The following is a 17,004-nucleotide window of genomic DNA, read 5'->3' as shown; positions in this document are numbered from 1 at the left end:
GTATTATCTGCGCTTTTGGCTTAGCATCTGCCGCACCTCGCTCGCCGTATCGGCACTTAGAATTATGCGGTATTGCCTTAAAACGAAAAAAGCTGCATTGATACACTAAAACAACGGCCCACAAACGGTCCGGAACGGTTGCCGGGCGCGTGTGGGCCGTTTGGCGTAACCGCGTTGGAAAGGAGAGATTCCTGTGGCAAAATCCGCTGCTGCGGCCCTGCACACGGAACCAAAGGAACCCAATTTTTTGCAGAAATTTGGTCATGACTTTGTGCACGGCGATATCTTTACCAAACTATCCTTCTTTGTATGGGGTCTGGGCTACATTGGCCACGGCCAGCTGATGAAGGCGCTTCTGGTCACATTTGTACAGGGCTTTGCGCTGTATTTCCTGGCATTCTTTGGCGTACCCAACCTGGCAAAGTTCGGCACCCTCGGCACCGTAAAAATGGAGATGGTGTTCGATGTTGCCACGATGAAAAACGTTGTAAACGATTACGATAACTCGTTTGAAATCCTGCTGATGAGCATGATCGCCTTTATCGTGATCGCGGCCCTGATTGCAGCGGCCATGATGGTGGTATCTTCCAACTATCAGCTGCAGAAGATCCGTGAAGCTGGCAAAAAGACCAACAACTTTGTGCAGGACATCAACGTTTACCTGAACGAAAAGTTCTATGTGACCCTGCTCACCCTGCCGGTTCTGGGCGTTGTGGTGTTCACCATTGTGCCGCTGTTCATCCTGATCGCCGTTGCGTTCACCAACTATGACCAGCAGCACATGCCGCCCAATGAACTGTTTACCTGGGTTGGGCTGAACAACTTCTTTACCCTGTTTGGCGGCGGCGGAATGACCTCCACGTTTAGTTATTCCTTTGCCAAGGTTTTAACCTGGACGTTGGTTTGGGCATTCTTTGCCACCTTTACCAACTTCTTTGGCGGCATTTTGATGGCAATGTTCATCAACGACAAAAAGACCAAGTTCCCCAAGTTCTGGCGTACCCTGTTCATGGTGACCATTGCGGTGCCGCAGTTCGTTACGCTGCTGCTGGTGCGCAACTTCTTCTCCAACAACGGTATTTTCAATACCATGATGGCCAATGCCGGCGTTACCGACTTCCTGCATAACATCGGCCTGCTGGATAAGGGCCTTTCTTACATTCCGTTCCTGACCCAGCCGGGCTGGGCCATGTTCACCATCATCATGATCAATATCTGGATCGGCGTGCCGTACCAGATGCTGATTGCTACCGGCGTGCTGATGAACATTCCCGCTGACATGATCGAGGCCGCCCGCATTGACGGCGCCAACCCGGTGCAGATGTTCTTCCGCATCAAGCTGCCCTACCTGTTCAGCGTGCAGGGTCCCTCTCTGGTAACGGATTTCGTCAAGAACGTCAACAACTTCAACGTCATTTACCTGCTCACGCAGGGTGTGTTTGTAACCCAGAATCAGGCCCTTGCACAGTCCAACGCAAAGGAAATTGACCTGCTGGTTACCTGGCTGTTCCGCTTGACGCAGGATTACTACAACTACAAGATGGCTGCCGTGCTGGGCATTATGGTGTTCATTGTGTGCGCCGTGTTTACGGTTGTATGCTTCCACTTTATCAATAAGAAGGAGGCGACGTTCTCTTGAGTACCACTGCTGTACCCTCTGCCGCTGCGCAAAAGCAACTCAAGCAGGGCAAAGTGAAAAAAGGCATCTTCTCCGTCATCCGCCATCTGGTGCTGGCGCTGCTGGCTTTTATCTGGCTGGTACCCATCGCCTGGCTGCTGCTGACCTCGTTCTCCACCGATAAGGGCATCAACTTTACCCGCTTTGTGCCGGAAAGCTTTACCATGTGGAACTACGTCAGCATTATGACACAGCCGGACTCTGTTGCACAGTTCCCGCGCTGGTTCATGAACACCCTGGTTGTGGCATGCTTTAACTGTGTGATCTCCACCTGCTTTGTGTTGATGGTGGCTTACGCCATAAGCTGCTGCCGCTTCAAGGGCCGCAAGCTGCTGCAGAACTTGTCCGTTACCGTCAACCTGTTCCCCGGCGTTCTGGCCATGATCGCTGTGTACTTTGTTTTGAAGTACATGAACCTGACCAACTCTTACGCCGGTCTGATCATGGTATACGCGGGCTCTTCCGGCCTGGGCTACCTGATCTGTAAGGGCTTTTTTGATACGGTGCCTGTGGCACTGCGTGAGGCCGCCAAGCTGGACGGCGCTTCGGAAGCGCGCATCTTCTTCCAGATCGTCATCCCGATGTCCCGCCCGATCCTGGTGTACACCATTATCAGCTCCTTCCTGACGCCGTGGACCGACTTTGTTGTGGCAAAGATGATCCTGAACTCCGGCGTTTCGTCGGACTGGACGGTGGCAATCGGCCTGTACAACATGCTGCAAAAGGCTTTGGTCAACAGCTACTTCTCCCGTTTCTGCGCAGGCGGTGTTTTGGTGGCTGTCCCCATCTCCATCCTGTTTGTCATTATGCAGAAGTTCTATGTTGAGGGCATTACCTCCGGTGCAGCAAAGGGCTAAACCTTTGCATCAACGGCACATGGCACAATAGCTGCAGAATCTACTATAATTAGGAATTGGAAATCAGGAATGAGGAATTTCGGTGCAGACCGCCAGTTCCGTCTTTCGGGTTTCCGATTCCTAATTTTTGTTTTATGCTTTACAGTGTAGAGGAAAGGGAATCCACTATGAACTTTATCACCAAAGCCCCTGTGATGCTGTGCGGCGGCGATTATAACCCGGATCAATGGCTGGACCGCCCGGATATTCTTGAAGCGGACATCCGCATGATGAAAAAGGCCGGAATGAACAGCGTTACGCTGGGTGTGTTTGCCTGGGCAGCATATGAGCCGCGCGAGGGGGAATATAACTTTACTTGGCTGCGCGAGATCATGGATCGACTGTATGACCAGGGCATTTATACCGAGCTGGCAACGCCCACTGGTGCAAAGCCCAACTGGCTGGCACGCAAATACCCCGAAGTGCTGCGCGTGCAGTCCAACGGTGTGCGGGACCACCAGGGCATGCGCCACAACCACTGCCTGACCAGCCCCATCTACCGCCAGAAGGTAGAGGAGCTGCTGAACCACATGATCGACGCTGTGGGCGACCACCCCGGCCTGATCTTGTGGCATATTTCCAATGAGCTGGGCGGTGAATGCTACTGCCCGCTGTGCCAAGAGCGCTTCCGCGGCTGGCTGAAAGAAAAGTATCATACCATTGATGCCCTGAACCATGCCTGGTGGACTAGCTTCTGGAGCCACCACTACGACAGCTTTGACGAGGTGGAGCCGCCGTTTGATAACGGGGAGCAGAGCCTGAACGGCCTGAAGCTGGACTGGCGGCGCTTTACCACCTGGAACATGATGGACTATGTACACAGCGAAACGGCGATCCTGCGCAAGCGAACCCCCAATGTGCCCATTACCACGAACCTGATGGAGTACTTCCCCGGATTGGACTACCACAAGCTGCAAAGAGAGCTGGATTTTGTCTGCTGGGACAGTTACCCCCATTGGGGGCGCCCCGACCGCAGCACCACCGTGACGGCGGGCATGACGGCGTTTGATCATGCGCTGATCCGCGGCTGCAAGCCGGACAAGCCGTTCCTGCTGATGGAAAGTACCCCCAGCCTGGTGAACTGGCACGAGTATAATAAGCTCAAGCGCCCCGGCGTGAACCGGATGAGCGCTATCCAGACAGTGGCCTGTGGTGCGGACGGCGTGCAGTACTTCCAGTGGCGCAAGGGCCGCGGCGGCTCTGAGCAGTTCCACGGCGCGGTTGTTGACCACGATGGCCGCGATGATACCCGCGTGTTCAACGAAGTGACCGCCACCAACGAAGCCCTGGCCGCCCTGACCCCGGTGTGCGGCAGCCTGCCCAAAGCGGACGCGGCCATGATCTTTGACTGGGACAACCGCTGGGCGCTGGATGACGCCTGGGGCATGCAGATCAAGCAGAAGAATCTGCGCGAAACCTGCTGCCAGCTGTACGCCCAGCTGAACCACTGCGGTGTGGAAACCGACGTTGTGGGCGTGGATGCAGACCTGAACCGCTATAAGCTGGTGGTGCTGCCCATGCTGTTTATGACCAAGCCTGGTTTTGCACAAAAGATCCGCGAATATGTGGAAAACGGCGGCACCGTTGTGGCCACCTATCTGCTGGGCTATGTGGATGAAAGCACCCTGTGTTGGCTGGGCGGGTTCCCCGGTGACGGCCTGCGCGAAGTGTTTGGCGTGACCGCAAGCGAACTGGACACCCTGTACCCCGGCGAGGGCAACCGTGCCATCTGGGTCAAGAGCAGCCAGCAGAGCAGCATCAAGGATTACTGCGAACTGTTGCAGCCTGCCGAGGGTACCGAGGTGGTGGCTGTGTATGGACAGGATTTCTATTCCGGCCATGCGGCTGTGACCCACCATGTGTTCGGCAAGGGGCACGCTTATTACATCGGTGCGCGCCTGGATGATGCCGGCAACGCCGCGGTGCTGCGTGCAGCTTTGGCCGATGCCAAGGTGCACCTGCGTGACCTGCCGCAGGGGGTGGAATACCACTGCCGCGAAAGCGAGAACGCGCGCTACCATTTCTACATCAACACCACCCAGAGCGCAGTTAAGGTGCAGGTGGAATCCGGTGCAGACCTGTTGAGCGGCAAAAACGTTTTGGGCAGCATGGAGCTGAAACCCTATGATGCCTGCGCAATTGAGGAAAAAGTGAAATAAGAAAAACGCCATGCTTTCCGAAGAAAGCATGGCGTTTTTTAGTTAGGAGTTAGGAAGTAGGAGCGAGGAGGTAATGTGGAATTAGGAATTGGAGGTGGGGAAAGGGAGCGGCGAGGTTGGTTTGAGCAGATGTTTTGTGGTGCCAGAACGGTCAAGACCGTTCCCTACAGCGCAATTTATTATGCATTGCGGACATAAAATAACCGGTAGGGCGGGGTTACCCGACCCCGCCGGGAACATTGCAACGTTGAGCACTGGAAATTTGCAACGAAGCAATAAACGCTTGTAGGGGGCAGCGTCTCCGACGCCCCGGACGGGCGTAAAATTTACTGAGCATTTGTTGGTAATTACACGGTAGGGCGAGGCCTCCGAAATGCATCTGCGGACACAGAGGCCTCTGGCCGCCGGGGTGGCGGACAATGTAAATATTTAGGCCCTGCTTAAGGAACCACCCTTCAGTCCGCAGCGCGGACAGCTTCCCTCAAGGGAAGCCAAATCGTGTTGTAGGTAGCAGCAAAAGTAAGAATGGTATTCTCCTCATGCTTTCGGAACGGTCAAGACCGTTCCCTACAGTGCATTTTATAATGTGCGGCAATATTTATGGTGCACCCCCACCCGTAGGGGCGCACAATGTGCGCCCGCTGCGCTGAAGGGGAACTGCTCCTTTTTAGGCCGTGCGTATCTCTCAAATATACTTATCCAACATATCCTGCAAAGCCTGCTTGGGCAGGAAACCGACGCTGCGGGCGGATTCCTGGCCGTTTTTCAGTACGACCAGGCAGGGGATGCTGGAAATGCCGTATTCGGTGGCAAGCTGGCGGTTTTCGTCCACATCAATGCTGTAAAATGCGGCTTTGCTGCCAACTTCATCGGCAAGCTCATGCAGGACCGGGGCAAGCATCTGGCAGGGACCGCACCAGGTTGCAGAAAAATCCAGAATGGCCACGCCCTGTGCTTTGGCCTGGGAAAGATCATTATTGCTGATTTTGGTAACCATAAAAAGGTTCCCTCCTTTAATTATGACTGTAAAGCAGCGTGTTCCGCTGCTGTTTGCCGGACATGGTTATGGCGTATCTACACCATAGTATGGGCCGGGAGGGGGAAAGACATTCCCTTACTGCTGATTGTACACAGTTTGGGCTGCTTTGTCAACAAGAAAAAGACTGAATCTTAATTTTGACATAAAATTACTATAACAAGTAAGACAAATTAAGACGAAAAGCAGATACAGGATAAAACAAAGCCACCCGCTCTGCGCAGGGATCCCCTGCACAGAACGGGTGGCAACTTTGTTGGAAGGTAATCAGCGGTTGTATTTTGCAGTAGCCTGCAGGCGTTGCATGGCACGGTTCAGGGCAATCTTGCTCTGGTAATACTCGTGCATGCTCTGCTTGTGCTGCAAGCGTTCCTCGGCGCGGATGCGGGCGGCCTCGGCACGGTTCTTATCGATATCCTCCGGGCGCTCGGCGCTGTCGACCAGCAGCACAACGTAAGTGGGGGTCACTTCGGCAATGCCATCGCCTACCAGTACGCTGCGGGTTTCGCCGTTCACGGTGAACTGCATGATGCCCATTTCCAGGGCAACCAGCACCGGGCTGTGTCCGGCCTGTACGCCGTACTGGCCGTCAGCGGTGGGCAGGGTCAGGCTTTCGCACTCGCCCTGGAAAAACTCGCCGCTGCTGGCCGTGATGTTCAGAACGAACTTTTCCATCAGGCCACACCGCCCTTTTCGGCAGCCTTCTTGCGAGCATCGTCCAGCGTGCCCACGTTGAAGAACGCCCATTCGGGCAGATCATCGACCTGACCGTCCACGATGGCGGCAAAGCCCTTGACAGTTTCGGCCAGGGGCACATATTTGCCCGGCAGGCCGGTAAAGTTCTCGGCAACGAAGAACGGCTGGGACAGGAATTTCTGGATTTTGCGGGCGCGGGCAACGGTCAGCTTATCGTTGTCGTCCAGTTCGTCCATGCCAAGGATGGCGATAATGTCCTGCAGTTCCTGGTAGCGCTGCAAGGTAGCCTGTACCTTGCGGGCCACGCGATAATGCTCCTCGCCCACAATGTCTGCTTCCAGGATGCGGCTGGTGGAATCCAGCGGATCCACGGCGGGGTAGATACCCTGTTCCACGATCTTACGGGACAGAACGGTAGTGGCATCCAGGTGGGCAAAGGTGGTGGCCGGGGCGGGGTCGGTCAGGTCGTCGGCAGGCACATAAACGGCCTGAACCGAGGTGATGGACCCATCACGGGTGGAAGTGATACGCTCCTGCAGGGCACCCAGCTCGTTGGCCAGCGTGGGCTGGTAACCAACGGCGGAGGGCATACGGCCCATCAGGGCGGAAACTTCGGAGCCGGCCTGCACAAAACGGAAGATGTTGTCAATAAACAGCAGCACGTCCTTGTGGCTTTCCTCGCGGAAGTATTCTGCCATGGTCAGGCCGGTTTCGGCAACGCGCATACGGGCTCCCGGCGGTTCGTTCATCTGGCCGAAGATCAGGGCGGTCTTGTTCAGAACGCCGGAAGCGTTCATTTCGCCCCAAAGGTCACAGCCCTCACGGCTGCGCTCGCCAACGCCGGTAAAGATGGAGTAGCCGCCGTGCTCGGTGGCTACGTTGTGGATCAGCTCCTGGATCAGCACGGTTTTGCCAACACCGGCGCCGCCAAACAGGCCGATCTTGCCGCCCTTGGCATACGGTGCCAGCAGGTCAATGACCTTGATGCCGGTTTCCAGAATTTCGGTTGCAGGTTTCTGGTCCTCAAAGCCGGGGGCCTTGCGATGGATGGGCCAGGTAGGGACGTCTGCGGCCATGGGGCCTTTGCCGTCAATGGGGCGGCCCAGGGGGTCAAACATGCGGCCCAGGGTGGCTTCGCCCACCGGGGCAGTCAGGCCGTGGCCCAGTGCGTTCACGGTCATCCCCTTGCCAAGACCCTCGCTGGCAGAAAGCATAATGCAGCGAACGGTGGTTTCGTTCACATGCTGCGTTACTTCCATCGTGCGCTCGGTGCCCTCAGCGGTCACTGTCAGCGCTTCCTGCAGGGCAGGCAGCTTGCCCTCGGTGAACTGAACGTCCACCACGGGGCCTGCTACACGAATAATTGTTCCCTGTGTCATACGATAGCCTCTTCCTTAATTTCAGAAGTAGATAAATGTTTGAATATTGTATCCCGATAGGGGATACAGTGCAAAAAGTTTAATAGTCGCTGGTTTGCACAGCAGAAGCACCGCCGATGATCTCGGTGATCTCCTGGGTGATTGCACCCTGGCGGGTGCGGTTATACTCCAGCTGGAGCGCGTGAATCATATCGGTGGCGCTCTTGGTGGCGGAATCCATGGCGGTCATGCGGGCGCTCTGCTCGGCGCAATAGCTCTCGGTCATGGCACCGAAGATCATGCCGTGCATGTAGATGGGAGCCATCTGCTTGAACACCGACCACGCATCGGGGAACAGCTCAACCTCGCCATGGGGATCGCCCAGTGCGGGCGGCAGCGGCGCAAAGTGGGAGCGTTCCAGCGGCAGCAGCTGCAGCATGACCGGTTCAGCGGTCAGGGCGTTCTGGATCTTGGTGTAGATGAGGTAAACCTCATCCACCTCATCCGCCTTGAACGTATCGATCATGTCCGCCGTGATGTCACGCGCACGCTGCAATGTGGGGGCCTGGCCGCTGTACAGAAAATCTTCCACCAGGCGGGGGTCCTTGTGCAGCAGGGCGCGGTAGCCGGTCTGGCCCACCACATAAAAGCGGGCCTTGGGGTCATCGCCGCAGTGCGATTTCAGAAACTTGAGCAGGTTCTGGTTGTACGCACCGGCCATGCCTTTGTCCGCCGTCAGCACCAGATAGGCGCGGCGCGGAGATTCCGGGTTGCGGGTGTGGAAGAACGGGTGGACCGGTTCTTCCGGCAGGTGGGGCAGCACGCGGGTCATCGTCATCTGCATGCGCTCAAAGTAAGGCGAAACCGACTGGTAATTTTTGCGTGCCTTGCGCAGCTTGGAGGAGGAGATCAGGTACATGGCATTGGTGATCTTCATGGTGTCCTGAATGCTCTCAATACGCTCCTTGAGCAGCTTAGTGGATGGCATGGGCATCGCCTCCCGCAAATGCGTTCCAGGCGTTCAGGATGGTCTGCACCTGTTCGGGGCTGAGCTTACCGGAAGCCTGGATCTCGTCCATCACGCCGGACGGGTCCGTGCGGAACTGACGCACAAATGCGGAGGTTTTCTGGCGCAGCTCGCCGGTTTTGATCTCGTCGAGCACGCCGTGGGCGGCGAGGGTCAGCAAAACGACCTGCTCGGCGTCGGATTTGGGCTGGTACAGCGGCTGTTTCAGCAGTTCCATCAAAGCCTTGCCGTGTTCCAGCTGGCGGCGGGTCTCAGCGTCCAGGTCAGAGCTGAACTGCGAGAAGGATTCCATATCCTTGTACTGGGCCAGCTCGATACGCAGGTTGGCGTTGGCCTTTTTCATGGCCTTGGTCTGGGCAGCGCCGCCGACACGGGAAACCGACAAGCCAACGTTGACAGCCGGGCGGTTGCCTGCGTTGAACAGTGCGGTCTCCAGGAAGATCTGGCCATCGGTGATGGAAATAACGTTGGTGGGAATGTAGGCGGAAACATCGCCTGCCTGGGTTTCAACAATGGGCAGTGCGGTGATGGAACCGCCGCCCAGGTCGTCCCGCATACGGCAGGAACGTTCCAGCAGACGGGAATGCAGGTAGAAAACGTCGCCGGGGTAAGCCTCACGGCCGGGGGAGCGGCGCAGCAGCAGGGAAATGGCACGGTATGCCACGGCGTGCTTGGAAAGGTCGTCATAGACGATCAGCACGCTCTTGCCCTGGGCCATAAAATATTCGGCCAGTGCGGTGCCGGCATACGGGGCAATGTACTGCAGGGGGGCGCTGTCGCTGGCGGTGGCGGCCACAATGGTGGTGTAGCCCATAGCGCCATGCTTTTTCAGGTCCTCGGCCACGCGGGCAATGGAGGAAGCCTTCTGCCCGATGGCAACGTAGATGCAGAGCACGCCGGTATCTTTCTGGTTCAGGATGGTATCGGTGGCGATGGAGGTCTTGCCGGTCTGGCGGTCGCCGATGATCAACTCACGCTGGCCACGGCCGATGGGGAACATCGAGTCGATGGACAGAATGCCGGTGTGCAGCGGGGTGTCCACGCTCTGGCGCTCCAGAATGCCGGGGGCCTGCTTCTCGATGGGGTTGTAACCAACGGCTTCGATGGCACCCTTGCCGTCGATGGGCTCGCCCAGCGGGTTGATGACGCGGCCCAGGAAAGCTTCGCCGACGGGGATACCGGCGCGCTTGCCGGTACGGGTCACCAGGGTGCCCACGCCAACGGATTCGGCACCATCAAACAGCATAATGCCCAGGTGGGAAGGCTCAACACTTTCCACCATGCCCTTGGCACCGTTTTCAAAGGTGACAATTTCGCCGTACACGGCGCGGTCCATGCCTTCAACGGTAACAATGCCGTCGGCAGCGGACACAACCGTGCCTCCCTCGGCAGTGTTGGCGGCGGGCTTGTAGTCCTCTACGCGGGTCTTCAGGGTGGCCAGGTCGGGCTTGTCGCCGGTCATCTGGTCCAGGGCATGGCGGCCGGAGTTATCAAACACACGGTCGCCCACCTGCAATACATAGCCGGAAAGCAGGCTTTCATCCACGCTGACATCCAGCAGGACTTCGGTTGCATCGTACAGGGATTTCAGCTCGGCCTTGATCTTATCAAGGTCCTGTTCCCGCGGCTGGCGGGCGCAGTGCAGGTCGGCCTTTACAATGCGGTTGGCGGAGAAAAATTCGCGGCTGAATTCACTTGCCATTGCTGTCCCCCGCTTTCTGCAGCAGGTCATCCAGCAGGCGTGCATCGTCCTGCTGCGTCAGGTTGCGCGCCAGCAGCTTTTCACACATATCGCGGGCCAGGGCGGAAGTTTCAGCATTGGCATCGCGCAGGCGGCGGGCATGCTCTGCTTCGGCAGCGGCTTTGCCTTCGGCCACAATCGCATCTGCCTGGCGCTGGGCGTCCTGCAAAAGCTGTTCTTTCTCTTTTTCAGCCTGCTTTTCGTAGGCTTCGCGGCGCTGGGCAGCTTCGGTATCCACATTCTGCAGTTTATCCTGCGCCTGTGCCAAAACAGCCTGTGCGTCGTTCTTTTTGCCTTCTGCATCGGCGATCGCATCATCGATCTGCTTCTGGCGCTGCTCAATCACGTTCATAACGGGACGGTACAAAAACTTGCGCAGCAGAACAAACAGAACCAGAATGTTGACGACCGTCCACAGAATATTCAAATTCAGTGTCAGCATCGTTTATGCCTCCGTTATCAGCCCAGGAACAGGATGATGAGCAGGGCAACAACGAAGCCGAAAATGGCGGTGCCTTCTGCCAGGGCGGCGCCCAGCAGCAGGTTCTTGCTGATCTTGCTTTCAGCTTCCGGCTGGCGGCTGATGGCCTCCGCTGCCTTACCGGTTGCAATGCCAATGCCGATGCCGGCGCCAATGCCGGTCAGTGCTGCGATGCCAGCGCCCAAAGCTACCAAACTTGCCATAATAAATTACTCCTTTTTATAATAATGTAAAAGTGGGAAAGAAAACGCAGGTCATTCCATCGTTTCTTTCATGAACAGGGAGGTCAGGAAGACAAACACATAGGTTTGGATCAGACCGTCAAACAAATCAAAATACAGGCTGAAAATTGCGGGGACAAAAACCGGAACCACCAGTTTGATGAGTTCCATGATGACAAATGCGCCCAGAACGTTGCCGAACAAACGCATGCACAGGCTGGTGGGCCGGATGGCGATTTCCAGAATGTTCATGGGGGTCATCAGGGCAATGGGTTCCGCCAGGCTGTGTACAAATCGCTTGCCGCCCTTTGCATGGATGCCGGAATATTCGATCAGCACAATGCTCATAATAGCCAGCGCTGCGGTAACATTCAGGTCCTTTGTGGGGGGCTTGAGACCAATGATGCCGATCAGGTTGGAGCAGGCAATGTACAGTGCAACCGTGATCAGGTACGGCACATACTGTTTGCCGGCTTCGCCCAGCAGATCTTTGAAGAAGTTATCCATGGTTACCACAGCGGTTTCCAGGATGGCCTGGCGCTTGCTGATATGATTGACCTTGAGATTGCGTGTGAGCAAAATCGAAACGATCACCAAAAACGCCATGATGCCCCAGCTTACCGCGATGGATTCCGGGATGTCGATGCCGCCAAAAATGGGAAGGGTAAACGCCGTATCAACGTTAAGCTCCTCTTTTAAGGCGGCGGTCAGTTCGTTCATTATTCCGCCTCCTCTGGCCAGCGGGGCAGCTTGTGCGCCGGGCTGGCTTTATGTTTTGAATTTATCTGATAAAAAGCGCACCAAGGAGAAAAACAGAAGGGGGAAACGGCGATGTTCCGCTTCCGCACCCTCCTTACTGCGTTCTTTATGCCGCCATAATACCACCATTCCCCGCCATTTGTAAGTCCCTTGCCGCACATTCTGCCTTTTGGATATTCCGTAATTCTGACAGATTAAAAATACTGTGCATGATGCACAATAAAGCGCACTGAAAATTGAGCTAATTGCTGAATTTAATGACAAAAAATACGGAAAAGTTCTTGATTTCAAACAAATCTTGCAGTTTTATGCGGTTTTGGTGGTGAGGGAAAGGTACGGTGTTTGTGCAAAACTGCCAAGGAGCGGAGATTCAGGCGATGCGCTCCGCGCCAAAGGCGGTTTCGGATGCAAAGCGGGTAGCCGCCAGCTTTTCCAGTGTGGCAAGCCGCACGCAGATGGTAAACAGCCGGGCCGCAGGTTCGATCTCCTCGGCGCTGGCAAAGCTGGGGGCAATACGGATGTTGCTGTCCTGCGGGTCGCGGCCATAGGGCCAGGTGGAACCGGCGGGGGTGAATTTGACACCGGCCCGGCGGCAAAGCTCCACCGTGCGGGCCGCGCAGCCCGGCATGGTATCGAAGGAAAGGAAGTAGCCGCCGCGGGGTTCCGTCCAGCTGGCAATGCCGCTGCCGTCCAGTTCCTCGCGGAAAATGGAGATGACCTGCTCGAACTTGGGGCGCAGCAGGCGGGCATGGCGTGCCATATGGGCTTCAATGCCGCTTTCATTGCGGAAAAAACGTGCCTGGCGCAGCTGGTTGAGCTTATCGGGGCCGATGGTGGCAAACTTCCACACTTTGCGCAGATCGATCAGGTTGGCGGAACTTGCCGCCACGGCGCTGATGCCTGCACCGGGGAAGGAAACCTTGCTGGTGGAGCAGAACTCATACACCATATCCGGGTGCCCGGCATTGGCGCAGGCGGACAGGATGTCTGGCAGGACGGCCGGGGCGTTGGGGTAAAGGTCATGCACGCAGTAGGCGTTATCCCAGAAAATGCGGAAATCCGGCGCTGCGGGTTGCAGGTGGGCAAAGCGCTCCACCACCATGGGGCTGAACACAATGCCGGTGGGGTTCTGGTACTTGGGTACGCACCAGATGCCTTTGATGGAAGCATCCCGCTGGACCAGGTCTTCGATCATGTCCATATCGGGGCCATCATTGTGCATGGGGATGGGGATTAGCTGGAAGCCGAAATGCTCCGTCATGGCAAAATGGCGGTCATAACCCGGCACGGGGCAAAGGAACTTGCGGTCCTTGACCTGCACCCACGGCTCTGCGCCCAGCAGGCCGTCCAGCATGGCGTGGCTGAGAATATCGAACATCATGGTCAGGCTGCTGTTGCCGCCCACCATGACCTGCTCCGGCCGCGCGCCGATCATACCGGCCAGCAGGGCTTTTGCTTCGGGAATGCCGTCCAGCCCGCCGTAATTGCGGCAGTCGGTGCCATCCTCACTGTCCAGCACGCTGCGGGAGTTCAGTTCACCCAGCATGCGCTGCGAAAGTGCCAGCTGCTCCGGCGCAGGCTTTCCGCGGGAAAGATCCAGCTGCAGGCCCTGCTGTTCGTACTCATTGTAGCGCTGGCACAGACGGTGGTATTCCCGCTGCATTTCTTTTTTTGTCATATCCTGATACTGCATGGTGTCATCCTTCCTGGGCAATACCGGCAGGGCCGCTTGCTTACCTGGTGTAGCTGAAAACGAAGAAAATGACGAAGATTTCGCAAATGTGCGATGGATTCGAGGCAAAAAGCCGCAGGAATCTTTTGTGGATTCCAAGGATTTTTAACGCGGAATCCGGCCGCGTTTCTAAATTTTCGACGTTTCAGGTACACCCTGGGGGGAGTATGCACGAACCCTGCCGGTATGCCTTGTTTTCTGGAACGGTTTGTATTATACTGTCGGAAAGTACATTTGTAAAATATATGTTTCGCATGCAAAATATTTGTATTTGATATGGCAAAACGCAGGAAAAGAGGAAAAACTGTGAATGTAAACTATGAATATTACCGCTTATTTTACTATGTCTGCAAATATCACAGTATAACCCGCGCGGCCAATGTGCTGCGCATGAGCCAGCCCAATGTGACCCGCGCCCTGAACCGGCTGGAGGAACAGCTGGGCTGCAAGCTGCTGGTGCGCAGCACCCGCGGCGTGACGATGACGCCGGAGGGCGAGGTGCTGTTTGCCCACGTGGAAATCGCCCAGGAGCAGCTGCAGGCGGGGGAAAGCGAGCTGGCGGGCATTACCGCGCTGGAAAGCGGCGCGCTGACCATTAGCGCCAGCGAGACCGCTTTGAATGTGTTTTTGCTGGATAAGCTGCGGGAATTCCACCGGCGTTACCCCGGCGTGCGGCTGCGCATTGCCAACCATTCCACCCCGCAGGCCATCCGTGCGCTGGGGCGCGGGCTGGTGGATCTTTGTGTGATCACCACCCCGGCCCGGTTGGAATCCACGATGCGCCGTACCCTGCTGATGCCGTTCCAGGAAATTCTGATTGCCGGCAGGAACTTTGAATTTTTGCAGGGCCGCCGCTGGGCGCTGAAAGAACTGCAGCAATACCCTCTGATCTGCCTGGGCAGCGAGACGATGACCTATGCATTCTATAACCAGTTTTACTTAAGCAACAATCTTGTTTTGCAGCCGGATACTGAGGCCGCTACCACCGACCAGGTGGTGCCGCTGGTCAAAAGCGGGCTGGGGCTGGGGTATGTGCCGCAGAATTTTGCCAAGGACGCCCTGGCCGCGGGGGATGTGTTTACCATCCAGTTGAAAGAGGAAATCCCCACCCGTCATGTTGTGCTGGTGCAGGATGGCGGCCGTGTTCCCAACGCAGCTGCGCGCGAATTTGCCCGGATGCTGAACAGCAGCGTTACGCAGCAGAATGCACCATAAGCGGACAAAATTGTGCACCGGCACCAGAAAATTAAAAATATCTGCGTCTGTTTTTGTGAAAGGTGATTGACAACTGCCGTGCGGAACCGTATGATAAAAGTGGAACTTTGCCCGGTGCAGCGGGAACCATACGGTGCGCCGGATTCCGCGCAGAGGGACAGAAAATAATAGGAGGGATTGTTTTGAAACAATGGCTGAAAGACGCAGTTTTTTACGAAATTTACCCCCAAAGCTTTTATGATACCAACGGGGATGGCATCGGCGATCTGAAGGGGATTATCGAAAAGCTGGATTACATCAAAGAGCTGGGGTGCAACGCCCTTTGGATCAACCCCTGCTTTGATTCCCCGTTCAAGGACGCCGGGTATGATGTGCGCGATTATAAGTTGATTGCCCCCCGCTATGGCACCAACGCGGATGCCAAGGCGCTGTTTGAAGCAGCTCATGCCAAGGGCATCCATGTGCTGCTGGACCTGGTGCCCGGCCATACCAGCGAGGAACACGCATGGTTTAAGGAGAGCAGCAAGCCGGAAAAGAATGAGTATTCCGACCGCTATATCTGGACGGACTCCTGCTTTAGCGCCGGTGACGGTATGCCGTTCATTGGCGGCGAGACCGACCGCAACGGTACTTATATTTTGAACTTCTTCAAGTGCCAGCCTGCTTTGAACTATGGTTACGGCAAGTGCCGCGAAAAGTGGCAAATGCCCACCGACGCCCCCGGCCCGCGCGCAACGGTGGAAGCCGTGAAGGATGTGATGCGCTTTTGGCTGGATATGGGCTGCGATGGTTTCCGTGTGGATATGGCATCCAGCCTGGTCAAGAATGATACCCACCACAAAAAGTATACCTGTGCCATCTGGCGCGATATTGCCGCTATGCTGGACAAGGAATACCCCGAAGCCGCTCTGTTGAGCGAATGGAACCAGCCGCGCCAGTCCCTGAAAAACGGCTTTGATATGGACTTTATGCTGGAATGGCAGGGCAATGGCTACAGCTGGCTGATGCGCAATTATGATGGCGCAATAGATTCTGACCCGCATAACATCGGCAAGGCGTATTTCTGTGCGGATTCCGGCACGGGTATTGACAAGTTCCTGGATGACTGGCTGCCCAGCTACAAGGCGACCCGCAAGGACGGCCTGTACTGCTTGATTACCTGCAACCATGATACCATCCGCCCCTCCGCCGGTTTGACCCCGGATGAGCTGAAAATTGCTTACGCCATGCTGTTTACCCTGCCCGGCGCACCGTTTGTGTATTATGGCGATGAGATCGGCATGCGCTATCTGCCGCTGCCCACCAAGGAGGGCGGCTATTTCCGCACCGGTTCCCGCACCCCCATGCAGTGGGATAACAGCGCCAACAAGGGATTTTCTACCGCCGCAGCCGACAAGCTGTACCTGCCGGTGGACGATGCCGCGGACGCCCCCACCGTGGCTGCCCAGCAGGCAGACCCTGACAGCCTGTGGCATACCGTGCAGGGGGTGCTGAACTTCCGCCACAGCCACCGGGATCTGGATTCCGATGCGCCGTTCCATGTGCGGTTTGCCCCCAAGGCAAAGGGCAGCTACCGCCCGTTTGCCTGGGAGCGCGGCAAGCTGATCTGCGCGGTGAACCCCGCCCGCGAGGAAGCAGAACTACCCCTGAAACTGGAAGACGGTACCCGCGTGCTGCATGTGATCGGCAAAGCCGAAGTGAAGGGCGATGAGCTGGTGCTGGGTGCACAGAGCTTTGCAATTTTGGGGTAAGCAGAATAGATTGCAAACGCAAATGTTAAGGCAATACCGCATAATTCTAAGTGCCGATACGGCGAGCGAGGTGCGGCAGCTGCTAGGCCAAAAGCGCAGATAATACTGGATGCTGCAAAGGTGAGCGCCGCCAGTGGCGGAAACAGCGAACCGAAGCAGGGGCAGCGGTCGCAGAGTGCGAGGGGCTTTTGCCCCCGAAGCACGATGCGGGTACCGCAACCCGACATTATCGAGCATTTTGGCAACGCAGATGC

Annotated in this window: 14 protein-coding genes; 5 read left to right on the top strand and 9 right to left on the bottom strand. The window is 56.4% G+C overall.

What is annotated here, in order from left to right; all coding sequences use genetic code 11:
- Positions 1-193: 193 nt before the first annotated feature.
- The 3 genes from C4885_RS11960 (at position 194) to C4885_RS11950 (ending at position 4,733) form a co-directional block, all read left to right on the top strand.
- Positions 194-1,639: a carbohydrate ABC transporter permease gene (locus tag C4885_RS11960; protein WP_242979590.1), complete on the top strand. Its 1,446-nt coding sequence runs from the start codon at positions 194-196 to the stop codon at positions 1,637-1,639.
- Entirely contained in the window at positions 1,636-2,535 is a 900-nt protein-coding gene (locus C4885_RS11955) for an ABC transporter permease subunit (protein WP_366474069.1), read from the top strand. Before C4885_RS11960 ends, C4885_RS11955 begins: the two co-directional genes overlap by 4 nt.
- Positions 2,536-2,702: 167 nt before the next feature.
- Positions 2,703-4,733, top strand: a complete 2,031-nt coding sequence (locus tag C4885_RS11950) for a beta-galactosidase (protein ID WP_114000552.1) — start codon at positions 2,703-2,705, stop codon at positions 4,731-4,733.
- 685 nt (positions 4,734-5,418) lie between these two features.
- Here the strand turns inward: C4885_RS11950 and trxA are convergent.
- The 9 genes from trxA to C4885_RS11905 form a co-directional block, all read right to left on the bottom strand.
- Entirely contained in the window at positions 5,419-5,730 is a 312-nt protein-coding gene (gene trxA / locus C4885_RS11945; protein WP_114000551.1) for a thioredoxin, read from the bottom strand.
- A 306-nt stretch (positions 5,731-6,036) separates the two neighbouring features.
- Positions 6,037-6,444: an ATP synthase F1 subunit epsilon gene (atpC, locus tag C4885_RS11940; protein ID WP_114000550.1), complete on the bottom strand. Its 408-nt coding sequence runs from the start codon at positions 6,442-6,444 to the stop codon at positions 6,037-6,039.
- Complete coding sequence (gene atpD / locus C4885_RS11935; protein WP_114000549.1) at positions 6,444-7,844, bottom strand: F0F1 ATP synthase subunit beta; 1,401 nt, start codon at positions 7,842-7,844, stop codon at positions 6,444-6,446. Before atpD ends, atpC begins: the two co-directional genes overlap by 1 nt.
- A 79-nt stretch (positions 7,845-7,923) precedes the next feature.
- Complete coding sequence (atpG, locus tag C4885_RS11930) at positions 7,924-8,811, bottom strand: ATP synthase F1 subunit gamma (RefSeq protein WP_114000548.1); 888 nt, start codon at positions 8,809-8,811, stop codon at positions 7,924-7,926.
- Positions 8,798-10,552, bottom strand: coding sequence for a F0F1 ATP synthase subunit alpha (atpA, locus tag C4885_RS11925; RefSeq protein WP_114000547.1), 1,755 nt, complete (start codon positions 10,550-10,552; stop codon positions 8,798-8,800). The genes atpG and atpA overlap by 14 nt, the downstream gene beginning before the upstream one ends.
- On the bottom strand, positions 10,542-11,033 hold the full coding sequence (gene atpF / locus C4885_RS11920) for a F0F1 ATP synthase subunit B (RefSeq protein WP_114000546.1): 492 nt from the start codon (positions 11,031-11,033) through the stop codon (positions 10,542-10,544). Before atpF ends, atpA begins: the two co-directional genes overlap by 11 nt.
- Positions 11,034-11,050: 17 nt before the next feature.
- Complete coding sequence (gene atpE / locus C4885_RS11915; protein ID WP_114000545.1) at positions 11,051-11,275, bottom strand: ATP synthase F0 subunit C; 225 nt, start codon at positions 11,273-11,275, stop codon at positions 11,051-11,053.
- 51 nt (positions 11,276-11,326) lie between these two features.
- Complete coding sequence (locus C4885_RS11910; RefSeq protein ID WP_114000544.1) at positions 11,327-12,013, bottom strand: F0F1 ATP synthase subunit A; 687 nt, start codon at positions 12,011-12,013, stop codon at positions 11,327-11,329.
- A gap of 409 nt (positions 12,014-12,422) precedes the next feature.
- Positions 12,423-13,745: an aminotransferase class I/II-fold pyridoxal phosphate-dependent enzyme gene (locus tag C4885_RS11905; RefSeq protein WP_114000543.1), complete on the bottom strand. Its 1,323-nt coding sequence runs from the start codon at positions 13,743-13,745 to the stop codon at positions 12,423-12,425.
- 345 nt (positions 13,746-14,090) lie between these two features.
- On the opposite strand from C4885_RS11905, the gene C4885_RS11900 reads away from it, so the two are divergent.
- Positions 14,091-14,999 carry a LysR family transcriptional regulator gene (locus tag C4885_RS11900; RefSeq protein ID WP_114000542.1) on the top strand — a complete coding sequence of 303 codons (909 nt, stop codon included), beginning with the start codon at positions 14,091-14,093 and terminating at the stop codon, positions 14,997-14,999.
- A gap of 182 nt (positions 15,000-15,181) precedes the next feature.
- Positions 15,182-16,750: an alpha-amylase family glycosyl hydrolase gene (locus C4885_RS11895; RefSeq protein WP_114000541.1), complete on the top strand. Its 1,569-nt coding sequence runs from the start codon at positions 15,182-15,184 to the stop codon at positions 16,748-16,750.
- Positions 16,751-17,004 lie beyond the last annotated feature (254 nt).

The sequence above is a fragment of the Subdoligranulum sp. APC924/74 genome, assembly GCF_003324125.1.
Taxonomy (GTDB): domain Bacteria; phylum Bacillota; class Clostridia; order Oscillospirales; family Ruminococcaceae; genus Gemmiger; species Gemmiger qucibialis.
This window is presented reverse-complemented; position numbering and strand designations above follow the sequence as displayed.